The sequence below is a fragment of the Pantoea sp. Ae19-2 genome, assembly GCF_059801205.1.
Window position 1 is genome coordinate 32,318 of sequence record NZ_JBCHWE010000005.1, and the last position, 22,788, is coordinate 55,105.

Consider the following 22,788-nt stretch of genomic DNA (forward strand, 5'->3'; position numbering starts at 1 on the left):
ATGATGAGCTGAATCAGGAGGTTAATAATGAGTGCTAGCCAAACGCCTGCCCGCGTCTGGAACACGCGTCGCACCGAGAAGCAGCGACGTATGGCGTCCAGTAACGTACAGGGCAAGGTGATCCCGACCGGGGACCTCGTCGAAGTGATGGAAAAGCTGATTGCACCGGGCGACCGGGTAGTGCTGGAAGGAAATAACCAAAAACAGGCCGATTTTCTCTCCCGCATGCTGGCAGAAGTCAGCCCGCAAAAAGTACACGATCTGCATATGATCATGCCGAGCGTCGGCCGCAGTGAACACCTTGATATTTTTGAAAAAGGTATCGCCCGCAAGCTTGACTTCTCTTTCTCCGGCACCCAAAGCCTGCGTATTTCTCAACTGCTTGAAGACGGGCTGTTAGAAATTGGCTCGATTCACACCTACATCGAGCTTTATGCGCGCTTGTACGTCGATCTTGCGCCTAACGTCGCGCTCATCGCCGGTTATAAAGCCGACCGCAAAGGAAACCTGTACACCGGGCCGAGCACTGAAGATACGCCTGCATTGGTTGAAGCTGCCACCTTCCATGACGGGATTGTTATCGCCCAGGTTAATGAACTGGTGGACGATGACTGCGATTTGCCGCGCGTGGACATTCCCGGATCCTGGATTGACTACGTGGTGGTTGCCGACAAACCCTTCTTTATCGAACCGCTGTTTACCCGTGACCCGCGCCTGATCAAGCAGGAACACATCCTGATGGCGATGATGGCCATCAAAGGCATTTACGCCGAACACCAGGTTCAGTCGCTGAACCATGGGATCGGCTTTAACACCGCCGCCATTGAGCTGCTGCTGCCGACTTACGGCGAACAGCTTGGTCTGAAAGGTAAAATCTGCAAACACTGGACCCTGAACCCGCACCCGACGCTGATCCCGGCGATTGAAAGCGGCTGGGTCGAGAGCGTGCACTGCTTCGGCGGCGAGCTGGGCATGGAAGAGTACATTCGCGCCCGCCCGGATATCTTCTTTACCGGTGCCGACGGCTCTATGCGCTCCAACCGAGCGATGTGCCAACTGGCCGGGCAATACGCTGTGGATATGTTTATTGGTTCCACCCTGCAGGTTGATGGCCTGGCTAACTCTTCAACCGTGACGCGTGGCCGCTTATCGGGCTTCGGCGGCGCGCCAAATATGGGGCACGATCCGCACGGTCGTCGCCACGCCACGCCGGCTTGGCTGAATATGATCACCGAGCCCGATCCGATGCAGCGCGGTAAAAAGCTGGTGGTGCAGATGGTCGAAACCTTCCAGGCGGGCGTGAAGCCCACCTTTGTGGAAACCCTGGATGCTGTAGAGGTGGCCAAAACCTCCGGGATGCCGCTGGCCCCGGTAATGATTTATGGCGACGACGTCACCCACGTGCTCACCGAGGAAGGCATTGCGTATCTCTACCGTGCGGAGAGTCTGGAAGAACGCCGTGCGATGGTAGCGGCGGTCGCCGGCATCACCGACATCGGCCTGGGCGTGGACGCTAAACGTGTCGCCGCACTTCGCCAGAGCGGCAAAGTGGCTTACCCGGAAGATATGGGGATCCGCCGCAGCGAGGCGACCCGTTCTCTCCTGGCGGCAAGCAGCGTGGCCGATCTCGTCGAATGGTCCGGCGGTCTTTACAACCCGCCAGCGAAATTCCGGAGCTGGTAATGAAATTACATCCACAGAAAGGCGTCGAGGCCGAAGCGGGCTGGCTGGCAAGGGCTGCGACCCAAAGCCTGATCGAAGAAGCCCGCCTGAGCCCGAAACCCGGTCTGGTGGACAGCCGGGGGAATGGCGCCCATCACGACCTCAGCCTGGCGCTGATGGAGCGATCGGCCCTCAGCCTGACCCCGACATTTCATGCTCTGGCATTACAAAGCTGGGAACGTCCGGCAGACATCGCGCTGCGCCAGCTGATAGGGCGCCTGGGTCGCGAAGGTGAGCAACAGATGATGGCGGCGACCGGGGGAGTGAATACCCACCGGGGAGCCATCTGGGCGCTCGGCCTGCTGATTTCCGCCGCCGCTATGCACGGTATGAATGGCAGCAGCGTGGAGATCGCCGCTACGGCAGCGCGACTTGCAGCACTTCCTGATGAAGCCGCGCCAAAAAGCTTCAGCAAAGGGTTAAGAGCCACAAGACGCTATCGCGTGCCGGGTGCACGAGAAGAGGCCCAGCAGGGTTTCCCTCACGTGATGCGCCTTGCGCTGCCCCAGCTTCGCCGTAGCCGCCAGTCCGGGGCAACGGAAGGCGAGGCCAGGATTGACGCTTTGATGGCGATTATGACTTCACTTTCAGATACCTGTGTACTTTCTCGTGCCGGTTTACCTGGCCTGGAAACAATGCAGAACGGTGCCCGCAGCGTGCTGATGAACGGGGGGATTTCGCGCAAAGAAGGCCGTGATGCACTGGATTTGCTCGACCGCAATATGCTGGCGCTGAATGCCTCTCCGGGCGGCGCGGCTGATTTGCTCGCCGCCACGCTCCTGCTGGACCGCATCGATAACGATGCCACTCCGCTTCACTCACTTAATTAACGAGGGCGTTATGGAACACATTACGTTGTCATTTCCGGCAACCCGCACGGCCACAGGCAAAGCTCTGGCTGGCGTGGTGGGCTCCGGCGATATGGAAGTCCTGTTTACTGCCGCACAGGGGCAGATTCTGACCATCGACATTACCACCTCCGTCGATAACAGCGAAAAACGCTGGAAAGCGCTTTTCGAGCGCCTGGCCGCGCTGAGTCAACTGCCTGCCGGGCAAATGCACATTCATGATTTTGGCGCGACGCCGGGCGTGGCGCGTATCCGCATTGAACAGGTTTTTGAGGAGGTGGCTCATGCGTGACGACAGCAGTTTTATTGAATTAAGAGCACGCGAGCGTGCCCGTCTGCTGCTTGATGAAGGCAGCTACCGCGAACTGCTCGATCCTTTTGAGGGCATTATTTCGCCATGGCTGGGGCCTCAGGGCATTGTGCCTCAGTCCGACGACGGTATGGTCGTGGCCAAAGGTACGATCAACGGTGGTCCGGCTGTGGTGATTGCCATCGAAGGCGCATTCCAGGGCGGCAGTATGGGTGAAGTCTCCGGGGCGAAAATGGCCGCCGCGCTTGAGCTGGCGGCGGAAGACAACCGCAACGGTATTCCGACGCAGGCGGTGCTTTGCCTGGAAACCGGCGGCGTGCGCCTGCAGGAGGCTAACCTCGGCCTGGCGGCGATTGCCGATATTCACGCGGCGATTGTCGATCTGCGTCGCTATACCCCGGTGATTGGCGTTGTCGCTGGAACCGTGGGTTGCTTTGGGGGGATGTCGATTGCCGCTGCACTTTGCAGCTATCTGATTGTAACTCGCGAAGCGCGCCTGGGCCTCAATGGTCCTCAGGTTATCGAGCAAGAAGCGGGCATTGAGGAATATGATTCCCGGGATCGGCCGTTTATCTGGAGCATGACCGGTGGCGAAGTTCGCTACCAGAGCGGGCTGGTGGACGCGCTGGTTGGGGACGGCGTTCACGCAGTCAAGCAGGCGGTCAACAAAGCCATCGCCAAAGGCGTTCCGGCACTGCATCGCACCGATAACTACGCGTGGTATCTGGATCGCCTGACCCATTTCGACACCAGTCAACAGGCTGATGCCGAACAAATCAAACAGCTTTTTGGGGAGAAACGCTAATGAGCCAGAAACTGAATCGTGCCGCCGTTTGGCTGGACACTCTGGTCCCGGATGCACCACGTATGGCGGGGCTGTGCGCCTCCGTACAGGTCGCCGACGGTAACGTTGACGGGACACCTGCACGCTTTATCGCTGTGGTGCCCGATGCCAATAACCACTACCCCCGGGCTGCTGGCGGCGAAGTCGGGCTGTTAGAAGGCTGGACGCTGGCAAAAGTGGTCAGCGAAACCATCGCTGAAGATGCCGACAAGGCTGAAAAGCGAGCCATCATCGCCGTTATTGATGTCCCTAGTCAGGCCTATGGTCGCCGCGAAGAGGCATTCGGTATTCACCAGGCGCTGGCAGGTGCCGCAGGCGCTTACGCCAACGCTCGTCTGGCCGGGCACCCTGTTGTGGGCCTGATTGTCGGCAAGGCGATGTCCGGGGCATTTCTCGCTCACGGCTACCAGGCTAACCGACTGATCGCTTTTAACGACCAGGGAGTAATGATTCACGCGATGGGGAAAGAGTCCGCCGCGCGGATCACCTTACGCACCGTCGAGGCGCTGGAAAAACTGGCCGCGACCATTCCTCCAATGGCCTATGACATCAGCAATTACGAAACCCTGGGTCTGCTCTCGATGCTGCTGGATATCCATAATCCGGATGAGCCGAAGAGTGACGATGTGACAAAAGTACAGGCTGCCCTGAGTTCGGCAGTGAAAGAGGCTCGGAGCGATACTTCGCTGAAATGTCGTCTGTTGGCGAAAAATCGCCACAGTTCGGCGCTGGTTCGTGAACGCATGCGCGCCAGCTGGTAAGAAAAAAGACAGACCTGCCGGATGCTATAACCAGACACGGCGCGCCGTGTCTGAATAAAAAGACGTCCGAAAAAAATAATAAATATCGCGACCGTGCTAACTCTCTTTATTGACTCAAGGTGAAGTTATGACTTACGTGATCGTTCATGCTCTGGCCCCTATTTTTGTCATCATGCTGCTGGGATTTTTCGCCGGCAAAGCGAAAATGGTCGATAACAAAAATGTCTCGCTGCTTAATATTTTTGTCATGGACTTTGCTCTACCCGCCGCGCTGTTTAGCGCGACAGTACAAACGCCGTGGCTTGGCATTGTTCAGCAGTCACCGCTAATCGTGGTACTGGTGCTTTCGATGTGGATTACCTATGCGGCGATTTACTTCCTGGCGACCAGCGTATTTAAAAAGTCGCCGCAGGATGCCGCCGTGTTGACGCTTACCGTGGCGCTGCCTAACTATGCCGCGCTTGGCCTGCCGATTTTAGGCAGCGTGCTCGGGGAAGGCTCCTCGACTTCGCTTTCCGTCGCGGTGTCGATTGCCTGCGGCTCCGTCCTGATGACGCCGTTCTGCCTGCTGATTCTTGAACGTGAAAAAGCACGTGCGGCAGGGGAAAACACTGGCTCAACGCTGACAATGTTGCCTGTACTGATGTGGCGTTCGGTGAAAAAACCTATCGTGTGGGGACCGTTGCTGGGGGTTGTACTGTCGGCTGTCGGTGTCCGGATGCCTGACTTGCTGCTGGCTTCTATTAAACCGCTGGGCCTGGCCGCTACCGCAGCCGCATTGTTCCTGACCGGCGTGATCCTGTCTGCGCGTAAGCTGCAGATCAACACTATGGTTATCACCGCGACCGTTACCAAACTGCTTATCCAGCCGTTTATCGCCTGGGGCATCGTGCTGGCGCTCGGCCTGACTGGCCCGGTGGCCATTACCTCCATTCTGATGATTGCCCTGGCCGCCGGCTTCTTTGGCGTAGTTTTTGGCAACCGGTTTGGTGTGCAATCGCCGGATGCGGAAGCCGTGTTGTTGCTGAGCTCGGTACTCTCTATCCTGTCGCTACCGCTGTTTATTACGCTGACTTCAGGAATTTAACCTATGCCGACATTGCGCCCCCACGATCTCCTTTGGCTCACCGACCGCGAAGCACTGGAGAGGGTTCGCGAGGAGTGGATAGCCAGCCAGTGGCGTCCTGCGCTGCCGGTAGTGGTACGGCGTGATGTCGAACGTGACGGACGTGTGCCGGTAGGCGTGCGGGGGATGCGACGCGACCAGCGAGCGGCGGGCTGGGTAAGTACGGCGAGCGTTAAACGCGTTGTTAGCCCTGAAGCGTTATCCAGCCGTGAGCTGCTGCTCAATTCCCCGTTTGTTTCCATGCCGCCGGTGCAGGGCGCTATTCAGCTGGCGAGCCGCCCGTGGGCATGGTGCTGGGGTATTACCGGGAGCGTAGGTTACGCGCTGGCAACAGAAATGCCGGTGATGCATGCCGAGAGCGATCTGGATGTGCTGATTCGCAGCCCACAGCCGATATCAAAAGAGGCGCTGACAGAGTGGCAGAGCCTGACCGGGCGACTGCTGTGCAGGGTTGATACGCAAATCGAAACGCCTTACGGCGCTTTTGCGCTGGCGGAATGGCTAAGAGAAAAACGCGTGTTGCTGAAAACGAATCAGGGGCCGCTGCTTGTGATCGACCCCTGGTTGCCGGAGAAAAACGGATGAAAATACTTTTTACTTTTCCCGGGCAGGGAACCCAGCGTGTGGGCATGCTACAGGATCTACCCGAGCGCGACGCCATCCTGACGCAGGTCAGGGCGGTCTTAGGGGACGAAGCAGGCCAGTTAGATAGTGCTGCTGCGCTGAGGCATACTCGTGCCGTACAGCTTTGCCTGCTAATCGCAGGTGTCGCCTGGGCGCAGGAGCTTGAGCGTAGCGGCGTAAAACCAGACATGGTCAGCGGACTGTCTATCGGCGCGTTTCCGGCAGCCGTAGTCGCCGGCGTTATTCCCTTTTCAGATGCGCTGCGGCTGGTGGCGCTTCGCGGCGATCTGATGGAGCAGGCTTATCCTGAAGGCTACGGCTTAACGGCTATCGTCGGGCTGCGTCTGGAACAGGTGGAACTCCTGGTGGCGGGCAGCGGCACTTACATCGCGAATATTAATGCTGAACAGCAAATCGTCATCGCCGGTAGCGAGGAGGCTATGGCGAAGGTTGCGGGTAGGGCGCTTGAGCAGGGGGCTCAAAAAGCCCGGCAGCTGGCGGTTAGCGTGCCCTCTCACTGTGCCTTGCTGAATGCGCCTGCGCAGAAGTTAAAACAAGCATTTGCTGATGTGGCGCTAAGTCGTCCCAACTGCGCTTATCTCAGCGGCAGCACGGGCCGGGTACTTTGGCTACCAGAGCTAATTGCGGAAGATCTGGCGCTGAATATGGCCCGCACGGTGCGGTGGCGAGAGGCGATGATTGCTGCCAACGAGCGAGACGTGCGGCTGGCGATTGAAATGCCGCCGGGTAGCGTGCTTTCAGGTCTGACGCGGCAGGCGTTTCGTGAGGGGATCACCGTTTGTCGCGAACAAAACAGCGTGGCGGCCATTGTCCACCTTGTGGAAAAAACTAGGGCGGCGCGTTAGGCGTATCGATGAACGTGCGGGCGTACATTCGCCCCTCGGCGGCCAGCGCCAGTAGGTTCGGGTCATGTTCACGGTTGCGGGCAAAGACGATAGCGATGGTTTGTTTCATCTGATATTGCTCGGCCAGCCTCAGCAGCTGCACTGAATTTTCATACACCTTCTTCATTCTTCCGGGCATCAAGGTTAGCCCTACACCCGCCTGTACCAGGCTGACCATTGAGAAAATGTCGTTTACCCGAGTAACGATTTCCGGCTCGAAACCGGCGACGTTAAAGGCTTCCTGAAATCCCGCATAGGTGGCAAAGCCTTCCGCCAGAGAAACGAATTTCTCCGCGTGGAACTCACGCAGATCTGCCGGGTGTGAGGTGTCCAGCGGGAAGCTGGCCGGTGCTGCCAGGAAAATATCGTCTCTAAACATGGGCAGGACTTCCAGCCTCAAGCGATCCACTTCACCTTCAGAAATGGAAATCAAAATAGCGTCCAGTACGCCGTCTTCCAGCATATTTAGCAGCACCTGGTTTGAGCCCATGGTGAGATCCATTTCCAGCTCCGGCCGCCTGAGCTTCATGCCCATGATAAGTTTCGGAACGGTTTCGAGCGTCAGGGAATAGAGGGTGCCGATACGCAGTCGCCCCTGGCCTACGCCTGCCGTCTGGCGGGTTTCATCGATGCCGCGCGCCATCAGCGCAACCACTTCTTTGCTGTGCTCCAGCAGGGTAAATGCCGATTCGAGCGGTACCAGGTTGCGCCCTTTATGAATAAACAGCGGGCAGCGCACACCTTCCTCCAGGGTATGCAACGCGCGGTGCACGCTAACCCCGCTAATACCCAGCGCTTCGGCGGTGCGCGCAATGTTCCCTTTCTCCATAAACTCCATGAATATCTCAAGCTTGCGGAAAGTGATTTCAGCGTCGATTTTCATTACCCGGCGATAACCCCAGTCGGAAAAATTATGCCATTAAGGTATAGCAAACGAGACCAGACGGCACTGATGAGCCGCAATAAGCAGCAGGATTTACCGTTGCGCCACGAACGTATCCATCATAAGCAACGCCAATGATGGCGCTAAAACGGTCCTTTCATCACACTTTCAAACAAAAAGCGCCGCTGGAAAAACGGCCTTTTATCACTCGGTTATGTGAGCCAATTCACGGTAAGCCAGCGGAAAAGCGCTATTCCGGCTCTTTATGTGGAACAGATCACTATTGCCGCCGCGATTTCCACTTCGAAGTGGAAAACAACTCGCTACAAACCTTTCCCCCCGCCAGGTAGCTTAAAAAACAGATTAGTTAACGAGGTACCCAAGGTGAATAACGGAGCGGTAATGGTTAATGAAGCCGAGGAGTTAACGGCGCGTATTCAGGGTTTTATTGACGCGCTGTTCAAAAGTAAGCACATCACGCCTAACGGGGTACAGGAACAAATGCTGGCCTCTCACGTGAAGGCGATGATTCATCGCTCTCTGACCGGAGAGCCGTTACCAGAAGTGGAAGAGAGCTTGTTCGAGGAGATCTCTGCGGAGTCGATGGAAATGGCGCAGGCGGTGGTCGATCAGTTCGGAAATCTGCCGGTAGAAGAAGCGTGGTTGCTGTCAGTGCATTTCGAAGTGGCGAAAGACAATCTTTGAATAATCAGGAGAAAACAATGGAACAAATTACCGTAGTCATTGGTGACCGTCTGGGCAAAGGCCAGAAAGTTGCAGCAGGGATCGAAAAAGCGGGCGGTCGCGCCGTGGTTATTCCAGGCGTCGCCGCCGACATGAAGCTGGGCGACGTGATGAAAGCGGAGAATGCCACCTTTGGTATCTCCTTCTGCGGCAGCGGCGGCGCAGGTGCTATCACCGCACAAACCAAACACGGCTACAAAGCTAAGTACGGCATGCGCTCCGTTGATGAAGGCGTGACGGCGATTAACGAAGGCAACAACGTGCTTGGCTTTGGCTTTATGGACAAAGAAGAGCTGGGTGAGCGCCTGGTACAGGCGTGGAACAAGAAGTACGGCAGTTAAGTATGAAAGAAAAATTCGCTACCACGGTGCGAGTTAGCGGGCGCGGCGATACCAAAGCCAAAGCCTTTTCCGACGCCCTGAATCACGTTCAGGGCACGGTGCTTAAATCCACCAACCACATTCTTCTGCGCATTGAGCCACAGGACGTGCAGGTTGTTCAGGCGCAGGTCAGGGTGCGCAAAGAAGCTTTTCTGTTCTTCTTCCTGCGCCGGGAAAGGCGGAGCTACAGCGTGGAGCTGGATGTTTCCGTCAACGTGACGGCTCTTAACCTCGATGAGGTGGATTTCGTCGCACAATAAAATAACACTAACAAGGGCAGACTCATGTTCTTAATCATATTATTCAAATCACTCATTATCGGCGGCCTCGTCGGTGTGGGCGTTGGTGCCGGGGCCGCGCGTATGTTCCATGCGCCGACCTCCCAGGGCATGGGCGCATTTCGTACACTCGGCGAGCTGAACTCCTGTGAAGGGGACCCGGCTTCTCACTTCTCCTTTGGGCTTGGCTTCTTCTTTAACGCCTGGGCATCTTCCGTCGCGGCGGGGGCATTCACCCAGGACGTTGACCACCGCATCATCCCTAACTGGGGCGCGGCTGCTCTGATGGTGAAGAACCGTAACGTGGCGGAAACCCTCCACGACCCGAAAAAAATGGCTATCGCCTGCGGCATCATCGGCATGATCGTGGTGGCGTTCCTGAACTCTACGGCCTCTGCGGTGCCGGCGGCACTTCAGGTCACGGCAGTCAAAGTGCTGGTCCCTGCGGCTAACCTGCTGGTGAACACCGTGATGCCGGTCATTTTCTGGCTGGCGGCTATCGACGCGGGCAAAAAATCCGGCTTCTGGGCAACCATTTTCGGCGGCGCAGCGCAGCTGATCATGGGCAACGCCGTGCCGGGACTGGTGCTGGGTATCCTGATCGGTAAAGGCGTTGAAGAAAGCGGCTGGCACCGTGTCACCAAAGTGATGATGACGGCTATCGTGGCCCTGTTTGTGCTGAGCGCCTTCTTCCGCGGGTTCGACATGAAGATGATTGAGTCTTTCCACATGACCGTGCCGAACTGGCTGGATCTGCTGCATAACTCGCTGAGCGGCAAATAAGGGGATAACGCATGGAACAGAATAAAGGCTTTTGGTACGCGGACTGGTCATTCCCGATCTTTGTCGGCCTGCTCTCCTCCGGCGTGTTTGCCGGGACACACATGTACTACCTGTACGGCATCGGCGCGTTTAACGAAGTCGCCTTCGTGGCGATGCTGAAGTCCGGGATTGATACCGGCGTTTACGGCGCGGTGGCGGCGTTTGGCGCCAGCTTCCTGTTTGCCCGCATCATCGAAGGCTCTCTGGTCGGGATCCTGGATATCGGTGGGGCGATTCAAACCGGCGTAGGCCTCGGCGTTCCGGCGCTGCTGCTGGGCGCGGGCTTTGTCTTCCCGGTGGCAAACTTTGCCGCATCGCTGGTGACTGGCCTGGTGATTGGTCTCGCCATTGGCTACATCATCATCCTGGCACGTAAGTTCACCATCAATCAGAGCGACTCGACCTACGGGGCGGACGTCATGATGGGCGCGGGTAACGCCTCCGGCCGCTTCCTTGGGCCGTTGATTATCCTCAGCGCCATGACGGCTTCGATTCCCATCGGCATCGGCTCGTTGATCGGCTCTCTGCTGTTTTACCTCTGGGGCAAACCGATTACCGGCGGGGCGATCCTGGGCGCAATGATTTTAGGTTCCATTTTCCCGGTAGCGTTGTAAGCAGTATTTCCAGGGCGGACGGGCTGTGGCTCGCCCGCCAGTTAAGGAGAAAGATATGTTTGACCTGATCCTGCGCCAGGCGCGGCTGGTGGACGATACCGTAATCGATATCGCCCTGAAGGACGGCAAAATTGCCGCCTTAGGCAAAATAACCGGCGAGGCAACTGAAGAGCGCCAGCTGAACGGCGAATACTACGTCAGCGCCGGCTGGATTGACTCCCACGTTCACTGTTACCCCAAGTCCCCTATTTACCATGACGAACCTGACAGCGTAGGGATTCATACCGGCGTGACAACCGTCGTTGATGCCGGAAGCACCGGGGCCGATGACGTCGACGATTTCTATCAAATCACCCGCAGCGCAGCGACCGAAGTTTATGCGCTGCTGAACATCTCCCGCGTGGGCCTGATTGCCCAAAACGAACTGTCCAATATGGCGAATATTGACGCTGACGCCGTGCGCGGCGCGGTGAAGCGCCACCCGGACTTTATCGTGGGCTTAAAAGCGCGCATGAGCAGCAGCGTGGTAGGTGACAACGGCATTACGCCGCTGGTGCGCGCCAAGGCTATCCAGAAAGAAAACGGTGATTTGCCGCTGATGGTGCATATCGGCAATAACCCGCCGGATCTCGATGAAGTGGCTGAGCTGCTGACCAGCGGCGATATCATCACCCACTGCTACAACGGCAAGCCGAACCGCATTCTCAATCCGGCCGGGCAACTGCGAGCCTCCGTGGCGCAGGCTATCCAACGTGGGGTGCGCCTGGATGTCGGGCACGGCACCGCCAGCTTTAGTTTTGACGTGGCGCGTGTCGCTATCCAGCAGGGCATTCTGCCGCACAGCATCAGCTCGGACATCTACTGCCGCAACCGCATCAGCGGCCCGGTGCATTCACTCGGCGCAGTGATGTCGAAATTCCTCTCCATTGGCCTGTCATTGCCTCAGGTGATCGACTGTGTAACCGCGCACGCTGCGGATGGATTACGTCTGAAAAATAAAGGCCGCCTGGCCGTGGGGCTGGATGGCGATCTGACCGTCTTTGAACTGCGCCGCCAGCCAACGGTATTTACCGACGCAGAGCAGCAAACGCTGACGGGTGACCAGGCGCTGGTGGCGCTGGCCGCAGTGCGCGCCGGGAAATGGTTTACTACCGAACAAGGGAAAGCTGAACATGTCTTCGATCTATGAAAAATACAATTTAAAACAGGTGATTAACGCATCTGGCCGCATGACCGCTCTTGGTGTGTCTACGCCTCGCCCGGAAGTGGTGGATGCGGTCACCACCGGCATGAATCACTACTTCGAAATGAAGGATCTGGTCAACAAGACCGGCGCCTACATTGCCGGACTGCTCGATGTTGAAGCGGCGACCGTGGTGTCCTGCGCTTCTGCCGGTATTGCCCAGTCCGTAGCTGCGGTGCTGGTTAAAGACAATCAATGGCTGATCGAGAACCTACATGCGGCCCCACTGGAGAACAACGAGATCGTGCTGCCGAAGGGCCACAACGTTAACTTCGGCGCGCCGGTCGGCACGATGGTGAACCTGGGCGGCGGCAAAATCGTTGAAGCGGGCTACGCCAACGAATGTTCGGCGGACCAGTTGGCCGCAGCTATTTCTCCGCGCACGGCGGCCATTCTGTACATCAAATCCCACCATTCGGTGCAAAAAAGCATGCTCAGCGTTGAGCAGGCCGTTGTCGTGGCGCGTAAGCACAATCTGCCGCTGATTGTTGACGCTGCGGCGGAAGAAGATTTGCAGTGCTACTACCGCGCCGGGGCAGACCTGGTGATTTACAGCGGGGCGAAAGCTATTGAAGGCCCAACCAGCGGGCTGGTGATCGGCAAAGAGCAGTACGTCGAGTGGGTTAAGCTGCAAACTGGCGGTATCGGACGTGCGATGAAAGTTGGCAAAGAAGGCATTCTCGGTCTGACCTGCGCGATTGAACATTACCTGAGCGCAGCCAAAGAGAGTGGGGCCGAAATGGTCGCCAAAATGACGCCGTTTATCGACAGCCTGAACACGCTGAATGGCGTTACCGCGCGCGTGGTGTGGGACGCCGCTGGCCGCGATATCGCCCGCAGCGAAATCAAGTTCGATGAAGCGACCGTTGGCATCAGCACCGGAGAGCTGGTCGGTAAGCTGAAGCAGGGCGAATACGCCATCTACTTCCGTGGCTACAAGGCCAACGAAGGCATTATTGAAGCGGATGTGCGCAGCGTAAGCGCGGCACAGCTGGAGATTATTTACCGCTGCATCAAAGCGCTGGTAAGCAAGGAGAAATAAGCATGAAACTGACCCCGAATTTTTACCGCGATCGCGTGTGCCTGAACGTCCTGGCTGGCTCCAAAGAAAACGCCAAAGAGATTTACCAGGCGGCGGAAGGTCACGTGCTGGTCGGTGTGTTATCCAAAAACTACCCGGATGTAGCAAGCGCGGTCGCCGACATGCGTGATTACGCGGCGCTGATCGACAACGCGCTGTCCGTTGGCCTTGGTGCAGGCGATCCCAATCAATCTGCCATGGTGAGCGAAATCTCCGGCCAGATTCAGCCCCAGCACGTCAATCAGGTGTTTACCGGCGTGGGCACCAGCCGCGCGCTGCTGGGCCAGACTGACAGCGTAGTTAACGGCCTGGTTTCGCCGACCGGCACCGTCGGGAGGGTAAAAATCTCCACTGGCCCGTTAAGCTCTGGCGCGCCGGACGGCATCGTACCTGTCGAAACGGCCATTGCGCTGCTGAAGGATATGGGCGGCAGCTCAATCAAATATTTCCCGATGGGCGGGCTGGACTGCCGTGAAGAGTACCAGGCGGTAGCGGAAGCCTGTGCGAAGCATGACTTCTGGCTGGAGCCGACAGGCGGTATCGATCTTGAGAACTACGAGGAGATCCTGAAGATTGCGCTGGATGCCGGCGTCAGCAAAGTGATTCCGCATATTTACAGCTCAATTATCGACAAGGCCAGTGGCAATACGCACCCGGCGGATGTTGCCACTCTGTTGGCGATGACGAAGAAGCTGGTGGGGTAAAGTGCTCGCTGTTTCACCTCACCCCGGCCCTCTCCCCAAAGGGGAGAGGGGGAAAAGAAAGGCCGGTTCTTCTTCGAGGGAGAGAGAAACATTGATGCGAAAAAGAAAAGTCCCCTCTGCCTTCCAGGGAGAAAGACTGATGTAAAAATTCCCTTTTAGGGAGAGAGAAGGACTGATGTGAAAAAGAAAGATCCCCTCTCCCTTTTAGGGAGAGGGTTAGGGTGAGGGTATAATCCTCATCAACCACACTTCGAGGACAAACGCATGTCTGCACGCACTCTGCTTGTTGCTTCATTTGCCTTACTCGCCGCCGGCAACAGCGCGGCGCAAAGCCACTATGCCTGGGTTGGCACCTACAACCCCAACGGCGAAGGGCTTTACCGCTTCCAGGTTGACGCCAAAACCGGCGCGCTTAGCGAGAAAACGCTGGTCAGCTCGCTGCCGAATGCCGCACAGCTCACCGCGTCGCCGGATGGAAAAACGCTATACGTAGCCAGCGAAGCCGAGAAAGGCGTGGTATCGGCATTGCGTGTGGGTGATAACGGAAGTGTGACCGAACTGAATCAGGTCTCTTCCGGGGGCGCTGGCCCGGTCTATCTGTCCCTGACGCCACAGGGTAAGCACCTGCTGGTGGCTAACTATGTGAGCGGTTCAATCGCCGTATTGCCGATTAATGCAGACGGTAGCCTGCAGGAAGCCAGCGACAAGCATCAGGACAGCGGTGAGCCGGGCGCGGCAAAACCAGAAGCTGCGGTAGAAGGTAGCTTTGCCGCCAGCGACCATAACGGCCCGCATGCCCATATGATTGCCGCCGATCCGAGCGGCAAGTTTGTCTTCTCCACCGATCTTGGCCTGGATCGGATCTACCAGTATCGCTTCGATCAAAGCAAAGGCGTGCTGGAGCCAAACGATCCGCCGTTTATCGCCGCCTCCTCAAAAGGCGCGGGGCCACGCCATTTTGTCTTTGCCGCAGACGGCGCGAGCCTGTGGTTGATTAACGAAGAAGCTTCTACGCTTACCCATTACAAGCTCGACCGTGAGAAAGGCACGCTGACCGAAGGAAAGACGATTTCTTCCCTGCCAAAAGGCTATAAGGGCACAAGCTTTGCCGCGGGCCTGGTGCTCAGCCACGACGGCAAGCAACTGTATGTGGCCAACCGCCTGCATAACAGCATCGCGCATTTTAGCGTGGGCGCTAACGGCGAGCTTACGCATCAGGACGACATCTGGACCAGAGGCGACTATCCACGAGGCCTGACGCTGGATAATACCGGCAAACATCTTTATGCCCTGAACCAGCGCAGCGACAACATTACTCGTTTTAGCGTGGCCCCGGGCAGCGGTAAATTAACTTTTATCGAGGATTATACGGCGGTGGGAAGTCCGTCACAGATGGTCTTCACCCCGTTTAAGTAAAGCAGGACGGGGCGCTTAAACGCCCCGATAACCAAAGGAAGCGGTAGTGAGATTCCCCAATCAACGGCTGGCTCAGCTTTTTGAGATGCTGCAAAACGAAACGCTGCCCCAGGATGAACTGGCGCGGCGTTTGTCCGTTTCTACTCGTACGGTTCGGGCCGATATCACGGCGCTTAATGCGCTGATGTCAGGCTTCGGGGCTCAATTTACGCTTACCCGCGGTGCGGGATATCAACTGAATATCGAGGATACTGAGCGTTACGGCGAGCTGGTGCAGCATCGTCCGCGTCAGCTTCGTATTCCTCGTACTTCGCCAGAACGCGTGCATTACCTTGTGGTGCGTTTTTTGACGGCGGCGTTTTCACTGAAGCTGGAAGATCTGGCCGAAGAGTGGTTTGTCAGCCGGGCCACGCTGCAAAGCGATATGGCCGAAGTACGGGAGTGGTTTAACCGCTATCATCTGACCATTGAGACACGCCCGCGCCACGGCATGAAGCTGTTCGGCAGCGAAACGGCTATACGCGCCTGCCTGACTGACCTGCTGTGGCAGTTAACCTTAGAGGACAGCGAAAATCCGTTATTGACGGAAGAAGCGCTGAACGCGGGTGTCCCGGAGTTGCTCGCCGGTTCGCTGCACGATTGTTTTACCCGTTGCCACATCCGCCTGACCGATGAAGGCGAGCAGTTTATTCGCCTCTATTGTTCGGTGGCGGTTCGTCGCATCAGCGAAGGCTATCCGCTACCGGAATTTACGGCGGATAGCGTTGATGTCCAGGTGAAAGAGGCAGCCAGACAGATTGCCGCTCTTCTTCAGCAACTGGCGGGGAAGCCGCTTTCCGAAGCTGAAGAGCAGTGGCTGCAGGTGCACATCGCCTCGCGGCAGGTGCAGGAAGTGGCGCCGAGCGCGATCAGCGCCGACGATGATGAGGCGCTGGTTAACTACATTCTGCGCTACATCAACACCCACTATAACTACAATCTTCTCAGCGACGAGCAGCTGCACGCCGACCTGCTGACCCATATCAAGACAATGATCACCCGGGTGCGCTACCAGATAAACATCCCGAATCCTCTGCTGGCTAACATCAAACAGCATTACCCGTTGGCTTACGACATGACGCTGGCAGCGGTCTCAAGCTGGGGAAAATATACCCCTTACGCTATCAGCGAAAACGAAATTGGTTTTCTGGTGTTGCACATCGGTGTGGGTCTGGAGCGCCATTACAACATTGGCTACCAGCGCCATCCTCGCGTGCTGCTGGTTTGCGATACAGGGAATTCGACGGTGCGTATGCTGCAGGCCATGCTGCTGCGTAAATATCCGCAGGTGGAAGTGACCAACATTATCTCTCTGCGCGATTATGAGCAGCTTGAAACCGTGGATGAGGACTTTGTAATCAGCACGGCGCGCATAAATGAGAAAGAAAAGCCGGTGGTGGTGATGGCGCCGTTCCCGACGGATTATCAGCTCGAGCAGCTTGGTAAGCTGGTGCTGGTGGACAGAACAAGGCCTTACATGCTGGAGAAATTCTTCGATGCCAGCCATTTCCGCATTATCGATCAACCTATGACTCAGCAGCAGTTGTTCCTGACGCTCTGCGAGCAGCTGGAGCGGGAAGGCGTGGTTGATGCAGACTTTCACCCGTCGGTGGTGGAGCGTGAGGCCATTGTCAGCACCATGCTGGGCGAAGGCATTGCGCTGCCGCACTCGCTGGGCCTGCTGGCGAAAAAAACGGTGGTTTACACCGTGCTGGCGCCGCACGGTATTAGCTGGGGGGATGAGACGGCGTACGTGATCTTCCTGTTGGCGATTAGCAAAAGCGAATACGAAGAGGCGATGGCGATTTACGACCTGTTTGTGACCTTCCTGCGTGAGCGAGCGATGGTTCGGCTGCGCGAGAGTAAGGATTTTGACAGTTTTAAAGCCGTGGCGATGGAGTGCCTGAGTAAGCTGTAATCACAGTTGACCCTCATCCAGGAAGGGAGAGGGAGAATTCTGTGGGCAACGTTTACTTCGCCAGAATGAAAACTGGCGGAAATTCAATCGACTGGCTGGTGTTATCCCCTCTCCCTTGTGGGGAGAGGGTTAGGGTGAGGGGCCGTTATTTCAGGATCGTGAACGCGGTGGTGACGTGCTTCACGCCGCTAACCCGGCTGGCAATATCCGCCGCGGCTTTACCTTCACGTTCGGTTACCAGGCCGAGCAGAAATACCTCGCCATTCTCGGTGGTGACTTTCACGTTAGACGATTTTACCTGGTCGCTGGTGAGCAACTGAGATCGAACTTTTGTGGTGATCCACGTATCGCTCGATGCGACACCCAGGCCGACCGGAGCCATAATTCGAATCTCGTTATAGACTTCGGTTGCGCCGTCTACGCCCAACGCAATTTGCTTCGCACGAGAGGCGAGGTCTGGGTTAGGAGACTGACCAGCCAGCAGCACTTTGCCCTGGTAAGCCGTCACGTTAATACGCGCTTCTTTCTTGATCTGCTCATCCTTGTTGAGCGCGCTGTTCACGCGTAATTCAAGCGTGCCGTCATCAACCTGCGTCCCGACTGTGCGTGGGTCTGTCGCAGTTTTTGTCGCTACGGCGGCGCTTCCCACAACAACGGCACCGACGCAGCCCTGCAGCAACAGCGCGGAAATAAGAACTGCGACTGGCGTAATGGCCTTCATGTTCATTCCTTCTCCTTTCTCAAAATTAGCTATTAGCCATCCTGGTGGGGAAATAGCGTATTGTCGATCAGATCGCATAAACAGTTCACCGTCAGCATATGCATCTCCTGGATGCGGGCGCTGCGATGAGAAGGGATTCGGATTTCAACATCCTGTGGCCCCAACAGTCCTGCCAGTTCGCCGCCGTCATAGCCCGTCAGCGCGACGATGGTCATGTCGCGGGTGACAGCGGCCTCAACCGCTTTGACAATATCACGGCTATTGCCTCGGGTGGAAATCGCCAGCAAAACGTCCCCGGCGTGGCCCAGCGCACGAACCTGTTTGGCATAAACTTCTTCATGCAGACGGTCGTTAGCGATCGCGGTTAAGACCACATTATCTGCATTAAGTGCAATGGCCGGTAAACTAGGGCGCTCTGTTTCAAAACGGTTGATCATGCTGGCAGCAAAATGCTGTGCGTTGGCGGCGGAGGTGCCGTTGCCACAACAGAGGATTTTGTTGCCGTTCAGTAAAGACTGAACCAGCGTCATCGCTGCACGGGAGATGGCGTCCGGCAGGGCTTCCGCTGCGGCAATCTGAGTTTGAATACTTTCCGTGAAGCAGACTTTGATTCTTTCGAGCACGTTGATTCTACCTGGAGTTTTTTAGATATCGGCGGCAAACGCGTTGGTCAGCCACGCTATTTCATTGCCGGTGAAAGCTAACACATCGAAACGGCAATCTACAGTATCAAAACTTTGACCTTTGCCGCTAAGCCAAACCTGAGCGGCATGCAGCAGGCGCAGCTGCTTGCTGCGCGTCACGCTGGCGGCGGCTCCGCCGAACTTATCGTTACGCCGAAAACGCACTTCCACAAAAACGATAACCTGCTGCTGTTGCATAATAAGGTCGATTTCGCCGCCGCGAACATGCACGTTCGCGGCTACGAAGCGCATTCCCTCGCGCTCAAGATAACGACGCGCCTGCTGTTCATAGCGCGCGCCGCGTTGCTTGCGGTTCAGGATACCGGAACGATCTGGCCCTGACTGAATTGCAGCCAATTTAACTTCCTGTTAATGACGCAGTCCTGGCTGGCGGTCAGCTGCCCGGTGTTGCCGTTTACCTGATAACCCGGCACCTGGCGTATCTGCGAGAAGTGGCTTGCCAGCGTCCAGGCATCAACGCCCATGGCATACAGACGCGCCAGCGAGTAGTCATTATTGACGCTGCTTAAGGCCTGCTGCATCAGCTGTGGATTACCGCCGGAAAGCATCGGGATTTCGCTAAACTGCAGGCCTTCCATTTCCAGTCGGTAGTCCGGGCCGTTCACGCCCTGCGAGCTGCGCGAGCTGGCATACAGCTGAGCGCTGCCGCGGCTGCCGGTGCGCATCGCAATCATCGGTTTGATCAGCGCCACTTCTTCGGAGGTCGCAATGATGTAGACCGCGTCTACGTTGCCGCTGCTGCCTGCGGTAATTTGCGCATCCGTAGGTGCTGCCGGAATAGTCAGTCCGCCAATGGTGACGCCTGGCGGCGTATTGGACGGCGTACTTACCGGGGTGCCGGTCAGGGCGATGCCGGAGCCGCTGTTAATCCCGCGTTTCAGGTCGCTCACTGAACCAAATTTCTGCTGCAGTACCAGACCGCCGCCGAGTTTCTGCCATTCGGTGGCAAAGGCTTTCGCCACTCGGTCGCCTAAGGCGTTAGAAGGGATCAGCATCAGCGGATTGCGGTGGCTTTGCTGCCAGATGTGATCCGCGGCGTCACGGGCTTCGTCTTCTGGAGAAAGTGCGAAATAGCAGATGTTAGGGCGATTCTGCACGTTTTCAGGCTGGTTAAGCGCCAGAATATTTAACGGGCTGTTGGTATTGGCCAACTGGTCAACATTGTTTTTTAGCAGCGGACCAACGACAAGCGTGGCGCCGTCCTGCTGCGCCTGAGCCAGAACCTGAGAGAGCGGCTGGCTGCTGGTGTCGTAAATCTTAATGTCTGCCGAAGGGTTCGCGGCAACAGATGGCGCGGTTTGTGCGTCTGGCTGGGCAGACGGCGTTGCTGGGGCTGCGGTTTGCGGCGTTGCGGCCTGTGCCTTCTGGTCTGTTAAATCGCTGACGGACGCACTTGCCGGGCTCACTGCAGCATTAGGATCTGCAGGGGCCTGGGACGCTTGCGGCTGAGGCACTTCTTGAGGCGGCGCAGCCTGTGGTTGCGCATTAGGATCTCCGGGCTGGGCGGCAGGCTGAACGGCTGCAACCGGCGCGACGCCGTTGTTTTTCGCCGCTTCAAACCCTTGCTCAATCGCGCGGCCAAACACCGCAGCCTGGCCGTTGAGCGGCAGCAGGAGAGCGATTTTACCGGTTGAGGCCGGTTTGAAGTTTTGAACATTCGCCAACTGAGTCGGCAGCGTTTTTGAACCCGGATTATTCGGGTAGCGCGTTTGCCAGTCCTGAATCCCGGCTTTCAGCATGTTAGGATCGTTACGGTTATCGCTCCAGACGTGCTGCAGGTCCAGCCAACCCTGCAGGGTATTTTCGTCGGCGTTAATCACCAGGCTGTTCATTTGCTCTGGGGAGAACTGCGACAGAACCTGCCAGGTGCCATCAATATTCTTTTGATGTGCATCGCCTTTCAGCAGCGGTTCCTGAGCAATGTACGCGCGCAGCAGCGCTAAAGACGGGCGTCCCTGAGAAGCGTCAATCACAGCCTGGTAATAACGGCTCTGTTGGCCCTTGTCGAGTGCGCTCGGGTCAATCTTTTCCAGCAGGGCAGAGGCGGCGCTGAAATCTTTCTGCGCAATCTTCACTTCCGGCACCAGCAGCTGTTGTTCACGCACTTGAGCATCGTTGAGCTGCTGCGGCAGTTGGTTATACAACGCCACAGCCTGCTGAGGTTTGCCTTCCTTTAGCAGGGAACGAATGGCGAGTAATTGCCAGTTGGTCTTGCTATCATCTGCACTTTGCTGCATTTGCTGCAGATAATAAGCGGACCCGGCGGTGGTGTCGCCCTGCAGCAGCGTGGCGGACTGATCTGGCGCCTGGGTTGAACAGCCGGCAAAAATCAGCGCCGCGAGCAACACAGGCAGGCAGCGCCCGGCTTTTGAACGATTCAAGGTTGAGGGTAGCATTCTGTATCCAGTGGTTTTATTTCCCAATGTACAATATTAAATCGGCAATACGGATGAAACAATGAAACAACACGAAACGGCGGCGATTTCAGCCAGTACGCTTTACATCGTTCCGACGCCTATCGGCAACCTCGGGGATATCACCCAACGGGCCCTCTCAGTGTTGCAAAGCGTTGATCTGATTGCCGCAGAAGATACCCGTCATACCGGACTTTTGCTGCAGCATTTTGCGATTAATGCGCGACTCTTCGCACTTCACGATCACAATGAGCAACAAAAATCTGAAACGCTATTGGCGAAGCTGCAGGAAGGCCAAAGCATTGCGCTGGTGTCCGATGCCGGTACGCCGCTGATTAACGACCCTGGCTACCACCTCGTGCGCACCTGCCGCGAAGCGGGGATTCGCGTCGTGCCGTTGCCTGGCCCTTGCGCCGCTATTGCTGCACTCAGCGCAGCTGGCTTGCCGTCTGACCGCTTTTGCTATGAAGGTTTTCTGCCTGCAAAATCCAAAGGCCGTCGCGACGCGCTGAAGGCGATTGAACAGGAACCGAGAACGCTGATTTTCTATGAATCCACCCACCGCCTGCTCGACAGTCTCGATGATATCTGCACGGTGCTGGGCGAATCCCGCTACGTAGTGCTGGCGCGCGAGTTGACCAAAACCTGGGAGTCGATTCATGGCGCGCCCGTAGGCGAGCTGCTGGCATGGGTGAAGGAAGATGAAAACCGCCGCAAAGGCGAAATGGTGCTGATTGTTGAGGGCTTTAAAGTCCAAAGCGATGATGAACTCCCCGCCGAAGCGCTGCGTACGCTGGCGTTGCTGCAGACGGAGTTACCGCTGAAAAAGGCTGCAGCGCTTGCCGCTGAAATTCACGGGGTGAAAAAGAATGCCTTGTACAAATATGCGTTAGAAAACAGCGAGAAATAGTTTTCTCGAGCCGGCTCCTGGTTTTCATATCGCAACGCGGTTAGCGTTTAAAAAACGAACGCCCTGGTGTTAATTTATGCATGACTGAATGACTTTAAGGGAGTTAAAGTTTATGCCGGTATTGATACCAGGAGATTCGAATATGGTTGTGATGCCTTTTTCCTATAGCACGACGTCGATAAAACGCTCGTTCGAGGTGATTGAAGAACTGACGTTTGCAGGTCAGCATTTCCTTATCATTTTTGACAGGTCGACCCCGAGGGCTGCAATCATTAAGGCCGAGCCTGAAGGAAATGAAAAAGATCGCCGGCACGCTGTCGTCGCCATGCTTGAGCTCAAAAATCAAAAAACGATTGGTGACAACGTTATTTCAGTAGATCGTTTTTGGGAGGATCAAAGCGTTCTGCAGGTTGAAGGCGTTTGCGTCGAGAAGCCGCTCCAGGAAGCTGGCTTAGCCACACAGCTATATGAGGCGCTGGTGCTCAAGTGTGGCGTGATTTTAATGAGCGATAATATTCACTATGCCGGGGGCAAGGCGCTTTGGCAGAAAATAGCCAGAAACTCCACTCAACTTGCGGTTTTTATTCTGGATTCAGATGATGGACGATTCTATCCCTTTGACGGTACGAAGGCCGCATACGATGGTGTCAGCATTCCGGAAGAAAAAATCTGGAGCACGCACCCTGATAAAGAGCATTTTGGCATTATCCTGATTGCCGAAGATAAAAGGCGGGTTGCTGCGCTAACATCAGGTAGGTGAAACGCTGTTAAGAAGCA

25 protein-coding genes are annotated in these 22,788 nt (G+C 56.5%); 20 read left to right on the forward strand and 5 right to left on the reverse strand.

Annotated elements, in window-relative coordinates:
- Window positions 1-27 precede the first annotated feature (27 nt).
- The 8 genes from mdcA (at window position 28) to mdcH (ending at window position 7,101) form a co-directional block, all read left to right on the forward strand.
- Complete coding sequence (mdcA, locus tag AAIE03_RS23850) at window positions 28-1,683, forward strand: malonate decarboxylase subunit alpha (protein WP_498563278.1); 1,656 nt, start codon at window positions 28-30, stop codon at window positions 1,681-1,683.
- Window positions 1,683-2,552, forward strand: coding sequence for a triphosphoribosyl-dephospho-CoA synthase (locus AAIE03_RS23855; RefSeq protein WP_166993218.1), 870 nt, complete (start codon window positions 1,683-1,685; stop codon window positions 2,550-2,552). The genes mdcA and AAIE03_RS23855 overlap by 1 nt, the downstream gene beginning before the upstream one ends.
- A 10-nt stretch (window positions 2,553-2,562) precedes the next feature.
- On the forward strand, window positions 2,563-2,862 hold the full coding sequence (gene mdcC, locus AAIE03_RS23860) for a malonate decarboxylase acyl carrier protein (RefSeq protein WP_008453713.1): 300 nt from the start codon (window positions 2,563-2,565) through the stop codon (window positions 2,860-2,862).
- Complete coding sequence (locus AAIE03_RS23865) at window positions 2,855-3,685, forward strand: biotin-independent malonate decarboxylase subunit beta (protein ID WP_336708777.1); 831 nt, start codon at window positions 2,855-2,857, stop codon at window positions 3,683-3,685. Before mdcC ends, AAIE03_RS23865 begins: the two co-directional genes overlap by 8 nt.
- Window positions 3,685-4,485 (forward strand): biotin-independent malonate decarboxylase subunit gamma, encoded by an 801-nt coding sequence (gene mdcE / locus AAIE03_RS23870; protein ID WP_498563279.1) that lies wholly within the window; start codon window positions 3,685-3,687, stop codon window positions 4,483-4,485. Before AAIE03_RS23865 ends, mdcE begins: the two co-directional genes overlap by 1 nt.
- 127 nt (window positions 4,486-4,612) lie before the next feature.
- Window positions 4,613-5,572: an AEC family transporter gene (locus tag AAIE03_RS23875; protein WP_166877368.1), complete on the forward strand. Its 960-nt coding sequence runs from the start codon at window positions 4,613-4,615 to the stop codon at window positions 5,570-5,572.
- A 3-nt stretch (window positions 5,573-5,575) separates the two neighbouring features.
- Complete coding sequence (locus tag AAIE03_RS23880; RefSeq protein WP_498563280.1) at window positions 5,576-6,196, forward strand: malonate decarboxylase holo-ACP synthase; 621 nt, start codon at window positions 5,576-5,578, stop codon at window positions 6,194-6,196.
- Entirely contained in the window at window positions 6,193-7,101 is a 909-nt protein-coding gene (gene mdcH, locus AAIE03_RS23885) for a malonate decarboxylase subunit epsilon (protein WP_008453702.1), read from the forward strand. The genes AAIE03_RS23880 and mdcH overlap by 4 nt, the downstream gene beginning before the upstream one ends.
- Here the strand turns inward: mdcH and AAIE03_RS23890 are convergent.
- The gene (locus AAIE03_RS23890) at window positions 7,085-8,023 is read right to left on the reverse strand and encodes a LysR family transcriptional regulator (protein WP_498563281.1); all 939 of its coding nucleotides are present in this window, start codon (window positions 8,021-8,023) and stop codon (window positions 7,085-7,087) included. The genes mdcH and AAIE03_RS23890 overlap by 17 nt on opposite strands.
- A gap of 402 nt (window positions 8,024-8,425) precedes the next feature.
- On the opposite strand from AAIE03_RS23890, the gene AAIE03_RS23895 reads away from it, so the two are divergent.
- The 10 genes from AAIE03_RS23895 (at window position 8,426) to AAIE03_RS23940 (ending at window position 17,262) form a co-directional block, all read left to right on the forward strand.
- Complete coding sequence (locus tag AAIE03_RS23895) at window positions 8,426-8,728, forward strand: glycine dehydrogenase (RefSeq protein WP_166877355.1); 303 nt, start codon at window positions 8,426-8,428, stop codon at window positions 8,726-8,728.
- A gap of 17 nt (window positions 8,729-8,745) precedes the next feature.
- On the forward strand, window positions 8,746-9,108 hold the full coding sequence (locus AAIE03_RS23900; protein ID WP_008453696.1) for an SFCGS family glycine-rich protein: 363 nt from the start codon (window positions 8,746-8,748) through the stop codon (window positions 9,106-9,108).
- Window positions 9,109-9,110: 2 nt separating this feature from the next.
- Entirely contained in the window at window positions 9,111-9,407 is a 297-nt protein-coding gene (locus AAIE03_RS23905) for a DUF4312 family protein (RefSeq protein WP_008453694.1), read from the forward strand.
- Window positions 9,408-9,431: 24 nt separating this feature from the next.
- The gene (locus AAIE03_RS23910; RefSeq protein ID WP_008453692.1) at window positions 9,432-10,208 is read left to right on the forward strand and encodes a DUF4311 domain-containing protein; all 777 of its coding nucleotides are present in this window, start codon (window positions 9,432-9,434) and stop codon (window positions 10,206-10,208) included.
- Window positions 10,209-10,219: 11 nt separating this feature from the next.
- Window positions 10,220-10,861, forward strand: coding sequence for a DUF4310 family protein (locus AAIE03_RS23915; protein WP_008453690.1), 642 nt, complete (start codon window positions 10,220-10,222; stop codon window positions 10,859-10,861).
- A gap of 55 nt (window positions 10,862-10,916) precedes the next feature.
- The gene (locus AAIE03_RS23920) at window positions 10,917-12,050 is read left to right on the forward strand and encodes an amidohydrolase/deacetylase family metallohydrolase (protein ID WP_039299706.1); all 1,134 of its coding nucleotides are present in this window, start codon (window positions 10,917-10,919) and stop codon (window positions 12,048-12,050) included.
- Entirely contained in the window at window positions 12,034-13,146 is a 1,113-nt protein-coding gene (locus AAIE03_RS23925) for a DgaE family pyridoxal phosphate-dependent ammonia lyase (RefSeq protein WP_166877349.1), read from the forward strand. The genes AAIE03_RS23920 and AAIE03_RS23925 overlap by 17 nt, the downstream gene beginning before the upstream one ends.
- A 2-nt stretch (window positions 13,147-13,148) precedes the next feature.
- Complete coding sequence (gene dagF, locus AAIE03_RS23930) at window positions 13,149-13,889, forward strand: 2-dehydro-3-deoxy-phosphogluconate aldolase (RefSeq protein WP_498563282.1); 741 nt, start codon at window positions 13,149-13,151, stop codon at window positions 13,887-13,889.
- Between the two features lie 264 nt (window positions 13,890-14,153).
- Entirely contained in the window at window positions 14,154-15,305 is a 1,152-nt protein-coding gene (locus AAIE03_RS23935) for a lactonase family protein (RefSeq protein ID WP_008453683.1), read from the forward strand.
- 46 nt (window positions 15,306-15,351) lie between these two features.
- A complete protein-coding gene (locus tag AAIE03_RS23940; RefSeq protein WP_166993241.1) occupies window positions 15,352-17,262 on the forward strand; it encodes a PRD domain-containing protein in 1,911 nt (636 codons plus the stop codon).
- Window positions 17,263-17,407: 145 nt separating this feature from the next.
- Here AAIE03_RS23940 and dolP read toward each other — a convergent pair whose 3' ends face one another.
- The 4 genes from dolP to AAIE03_RS23960 are packed head-to-tail and all read right to left on the reverse strand — an operon-like array spanning window position 17,408 to window position 21,083.
- Window positions 17,408-17,983 carry a division/outer membrane stress-associated lipid-binding lipoprotein gene (gene dolP / locus AAIE03_RS23945; protein ID WP_008453679.1) on the reverse strand — a complete coding sequence of 192 codons (576 nt, stop codon included), beginning with the start codon at window positions 17,981-17,983 and terminating at the stop codon, window positions 17,408-17,410.
- A 32-nt stretch (window positions 17,984-18,015) separates the two neighbouring features.
- Entirely contained in the window at window positions 18,016-18,606 is a 591-nt protein-coding gene (diaA, locus tag AAIE03_RS23950; protein ID WP_008453676.1) for a DnaA initiator-associating protein DiaA, read from the reverse strand.
- Between the two features lie 21 nt (window positions 18,607-18,627).
- The gene (locus AAIE03_RS23955) at window positions 18,628-19,023 is read right to left on the reverse strand and encodes a YraN family protein (RefSeq protein ID WP_008453674.1); all 396 of its coding nucleotides are present in this window, start codon (window positions 19,021-19,023) and stop codon (window positions 18,628-18,630) included.
- The gene (locus AAIE03_RS23960; RefSeq protein ID WP_498563283.1) at window positions 18,981-21,083 is read right to left on the reverse strand and encodes a penicillin-binding protein activator; all 2,103 of its coding nucleotides are present in this window, start codon (window positions 21,081-21,083) and stop codon (window positions 18,981-18,983) included. Before AAIE03_RS23960 ends, AAIE03_RS23955 begins: the two co-directional genes overlap by 43 nt.
- A 61-nt stretch (window positions 21,084-21,144) precedes the next feature.
- On the opposite strand from AAIE03_RS23960, the gene rsmI reads away from it, so the two are divergent.
- Together rsmI and AAIE03_RS23970 are read left to right on the forward strand one after the other, a co-directional pair.
- Entirely contained in the window at window positions 21,145-22,011 is an 867-nt protein-coding gene (rsmI, locus tag AAIE03_RS23965) for a 16S rRNA (cytidine(1402)-2'-O)-methyltransferase (protein WP_008453669.1), read from the forward strand.
- Between the two features lie 142 nt (window positions 22,012-22,153).
- Complete coding sequence (locus tag AAIE03_RS23970; RefSeq protein WP_498563284.1) at window positions 22,154-22,771, forward strand: hypothetical protein; 618 nt, start codon at window positions 22,154-22,156, stop codon at window positions 22,769-22,771.
- The last annotated feature ends 17 nt before the right edge of the window (window positions 22,772-22,788 follow it).

What these genes read in the sequence shown, in the direction of transcription:
- mdcH (WP_008453702.1), top strand. Translation starts at nt 6,193, where the DNA reads ATGAAAATACTTTTTACTTTTCCCGGGCAGGGAACCCAGCGTGTGGGC.
- AAIE03_RS23855 (WP_166993218.1), top strand. Translation starts at nt 1,683, where the DNA reads ATGAAATTACATCCACAGAAAGGCGTCGAGGCCGAAGCGGGCTGGCTG.
- AAIE03_RS23915 (WP_008453690.1), top strand. Translation starts at nt 10,220, where the DNA reads ATGGAACAGAATAAAGGCTTTTGGTACGCGGACTGGTCATTCCCGATC.
- dolP (WP_008453679.1), bottom strand. Translation starts at nt 17,983, where the DNA reads ATGAAGGCCATTACGCCAGTCGCAGTTCTTATTTCCGCGCTGTTGCTG.
- AAIE03_RS23890 (WP_498563281.1), bottom strand. Translation starts at nt 8,023, where the DNA reads ATGAAAATCGACGCTGAAATCACTTTCCGCAAGCTTGAGATATTCATG.
- AAIE03_RS23935 (WP_008453683.1), top strand. Translation starts at nt 14,154, where the DNA reads ATGTCTGCACGCACTCTGCTTGTTGCTTCATTTGCCTTACTCGCCGCC.
- AAIE03_RS23910 (WP_008453692.1), top strand. Translation starts at nt 9,432, where the DNA reads ATGTTCTTAATCATATTATTCAAATCACTCATTATCGGCGGCCTCGTC.
- AAIE03_RS23895 (WP_166877355.1), top strand. Translation starts at nt 8,426, where the DNA reads ATGGTTAATGAAGCCGAGGAGTTAACGGCGCGTATTCAGGGTTTTATT.
- AAIE03_RS23920 (WP_039299706.1), top strand. Translation starts at nt 10,917, where the DNA reads ATGTTTGACCTGATCCTGCGCCAGGCGCGGCTGGTGGACGATACCGTA.
- mdcE (WP_498563279.1), top strand. Translation starts at nt 3,685, where the DNA reads ATGAGCCAGAAACTGAATCGTGCCGCCGTTTGGCTGGACACTCTGGTC.
- AAIE03_RS23900 (WP_008453696.1), top strand. Translation starts at nt 8,746, where the DNA reads ATGGAACAAATTACCGTAGTCATTGGTGACCGTCTGGGCAAAGGCCAG.
- AAIE03_RS23970 (WP_498563284.1), top strand. Translation starts at nt 22,154, where the DNA reads ATGGTTGTGATGCCTTTTTCCTATAGCACGACGTCGATAAAACGCTCG.
- dagF (WP_498563282.1), top strand. Translation starts at nt 13,149, where the DNA reads ATGAAACTGACCCCGAATTTTTACCGCGATCGCGTGTGCCTGAACGTC.
- AAIE03_RS23880 (WP_498563280.1), top strand. Translation starts at nt 5,576, where the DNA reads ATGCCGACATTGCGCCCCCACGATCTCCTTTGGCTCACCGACCGCGAA.
- AAIE03_RS23905 (WP_008453694.1), top strand. Translation starts at nt 9,111, where the DNA reads ATGAAAGAAAAATTCGCTACCACGGTGCGAGTTAGCGGGCGCGGCGAT.
- AAIE03_RS23865 (WP_336708777.1), top strand. Translation starts at nt 2,855, where the DNA reads ATGCGTGACGACAGCAGTTTTATTGAATTAAGAGCACGCGAGCGTGCC.
- AAIE03_RS23875 (WP_166877368.1), top strand. Translation starts at nt 4,613, where the DNA reads ATGACTTACGTGATCGTTCATGCTCTGGCCCCTATTTTTGTCATCATG.
- mdcC (WP_008453713.1), top strand. Translation starts at nt 2,563, where the DNA reads ATGGAACACATTACGTTGTCATTTCCGGCAACCCGCACGGCCACAGGC.
- AAIE03_RS23925 (WP_166877349.1), top strand. Translation starts at nt 12,034, where the DNA reads ATGTCTTCGATCTATGAAAAATACAATTTAAAACAGGTGATTAACGCA.
- AAIE03_RS23960 (WP_498563283.1), bottom strand. Translation starts at nt 21,083, where the DNA reads ATGCTACCCTCAACCTTGAATCGTTCAAAAGCCGGGCGCTGCCTGCCT.
- rsmI (WP_008453669.1), top strand. Translation starts at nt 21,145, where the DNA reads ATGAAACAACACGAAACGGCGGCGATTTCAGCCAGTACGCTTTACATC.
- mdcA (WP_498563278.1), top strand. Translation starts at nt 28, where the DNA reads ATGAGTGCTAGCCAAACGCCTGCCCGCGTCTGGAACACGCGTCGCACC.